This window comes from Neisseria sp. P0021.S005, assembly GCF_051956955.1.
Window position 1 is genome coordinate 1 of record NZ_JBQCWY010000472.1, and the last position, 2,349, is coordinate 2,349.

Below are 2,349 nucleotides of genomic sequence, written 5' to 3' on the forward strand. Positions count from 1 at the left end.
GGACGGCCTGCTTGTTTTGGTACGAAATAGTACATCATACCCAAGAAGCCGGCTGTCAGGAAAAAGCCCACCGCATTGTGGCCGTACCACCATTGAACCATCGCATCAATCGCACCTGCGTAAACCGGGTAAGATTTCATCAAACCGGCAGGGATGCTGATATTATTGACGATGTGCAACAGCGCAACGGCCAAGATAAAGCCGCCGTAGAACCAGTTGGCAACGTAAATATGTTTGATTTTACGTTTGGCAATCGTACCGAAGAATACGATGGCGTAGGCAACCCACACCAGCGTAATCAAAATGTCGATAGGCCATTCCAACTCGGCGTATTCTTTACCTTGGGTGTAACCCATAGGCAAGCTGATGGCCGCAGCCACGATAACAGCCTGCCAACCCCAGAAGGTAAATGCAGGCAGCCAACCGCCAAACAGACGGGTATTACATGTACGTTGAACAACGTAGTATGATGTACCGATCAAACCGCAACCGCCGAATGCAAAAATAACCGCATTGGTGTGCAGAGGACGCAGGCGACCGAAGTGGAACCAAGGTCCGATATTGGATAAATCGAGGGCCGGAGCAAAAAGCTGGGCAGCGACGATAACGCCGACCAACATGCCCACAATACCCCAAACTACAGTCATGATGGCGAACTGGCGCACCACTTTGTAGTTATAAGTTTGTGTGTCCATGGAAGTCTCCATAAATTATGGGTATAAAAAATTTTTATCTCACCCCAACCCCTGCATTTACGAAAAGCGCAATACGGCCAAGGCTCAAATTTTTCTAAATTTAACATAGACACCACAACATGCCAAGCAAAATTACATTCCACATTGCATAAAATATTTAGTAAGACATAAATTCATTTCTTTTATAATCAATAAATTATTAAAACATACGCATTAAATCAGACGTGGTATTTTTTCAAGCCCCCTTTTTCATACAGTTTTATTGATATAGATTAAGCCCACCCCTTAAACCCCCTTATTCTTAATAAACTTTAGCAAATTAACCAATAGCCATGATTAATTACAAAATTACCCCCAACTTTCTGTCTCATGAATGGCACATCACCTTATCATTCACTCAACCTAATGATTATGAAACAGAAATCAGCCTGCCAAACTGGGTTCCCGGCAGCTACCTCATCCGTGACTTTGCCCGCCACATCACACACATCAACGCGTGCTGCAACGGCAAAGCCCAGCCACTGACACAAACCAGCAAAAACTATTGGCAAACCCCTGCCCTCAATGGAGCGTGGGAAATTTACTACACCGTCTACGCATTCGACTTGTCTGTTCGCGGCTCATTCCTCAGTACCGAGCGCGGCTTTTTTGATGGCGCGTGCCTATTCTTAAAAGTGCACGGACAAGAGGAACAACCGCACCAAGTCGAATTTCCTACCCTGCCACACACATGGCAGATAGCCACAACCCTGCCACAAATTTCGGCGACCACTTTTCAGACGGCCTCATATGCCGAGCTTATTGATCACCCTGTTGAAACAGGCATCATCGAATTCCTCGACTTTGAAGCACAAGGTATTCCCCACCGTATTGCATTAAGCGGTATCTACCCCGATTTCGACCTCACCCGCTTCCTCGCCGATATTCAAAAAATCTGCGAAACCGAGTTGGCGATGTTCCCTTCCCCTGCCCCGTTTACCGAATACCTTTTCCTACTACATCTGGGAGACAACCTCTACGGCGGACTGGAACACATCAGCAGCACCGCCCTTCTTGCCGACCGCCACAGTCTGCCATCTTACGATATGGGCGAAGCCGACAAAGCCTATACCGAATTACTCGGTCTATTCTCCCATGAATACTTCCACGCATGGAACGTCAAATCCATCAAACCGGCTGTCTTCGCACCTTACAATCTCGACCAAGAAAACTATACCGAGCAACTTTGGGCATTTGAAGGCATTACCTCCTACTACGACGACCTCTTTCTTGCTAGAAGCAAAACCATCAGCCCCGAAGCCTACCTTACCCTGCTTGCACAAGGCATCACACGCGTCCAGCAGACACAAGGCCGTCTGAAACAAACACTTGCCCAATCCAGTTTCAGCGCATGGGACAAGTTCTACAAACAAGACGAAAACAGCCCCAACGCCATCGTCAGCTACTATCAAAAAGGCGCACTGGCCGCACTTTGCCTCGACCTCATCATCCGTGAGAAAAGCCAAGGCAAATACACCCTCGACAGCGTGATGCAGCAACACTATCTCGATTGGTGCAACACCCATCAAGGCATACCCGAAAAACACTGGCAATCCCGTTGCCAAGAAATGACCGGTTTAGATTTAGAAACCTTCTTTCAGACGGCCTTATACAG

The 2,349-nt window shown here is 47.5% G+C and carries 2 protein-coding genes; one reads left to right on the forward strand and one right to left on the reverse strand.

Going from position 1 to position 2,349, the window contains the following annotated elements; translation table 11 throughout:
• Positions 1-695, reverse strand: a 695-nt coding sequence (locus ACTHUE_RS15730) for a cbb3-type cytochrome c oxidase subunit I (RefSeq protein WP_440423953.1), incomplete at its 3' end; no start/stop codon positions are given.
• A 332-nt stretch (positions 696-1,027) separates the two neighbouring features.
• Between ACTHUE_RS15730 and ACTHUE_RS15735 the strand changes: the two genes are divergently transcribed.
• A partial coding sequence (locus tag ACTHUE_RS15735) for a M61 family metallopeptidase (protein ID WP_440423954.1) occupies positions 1,028-2,349 on the forward strand: 1,322 nt, incomplete at its 3' end.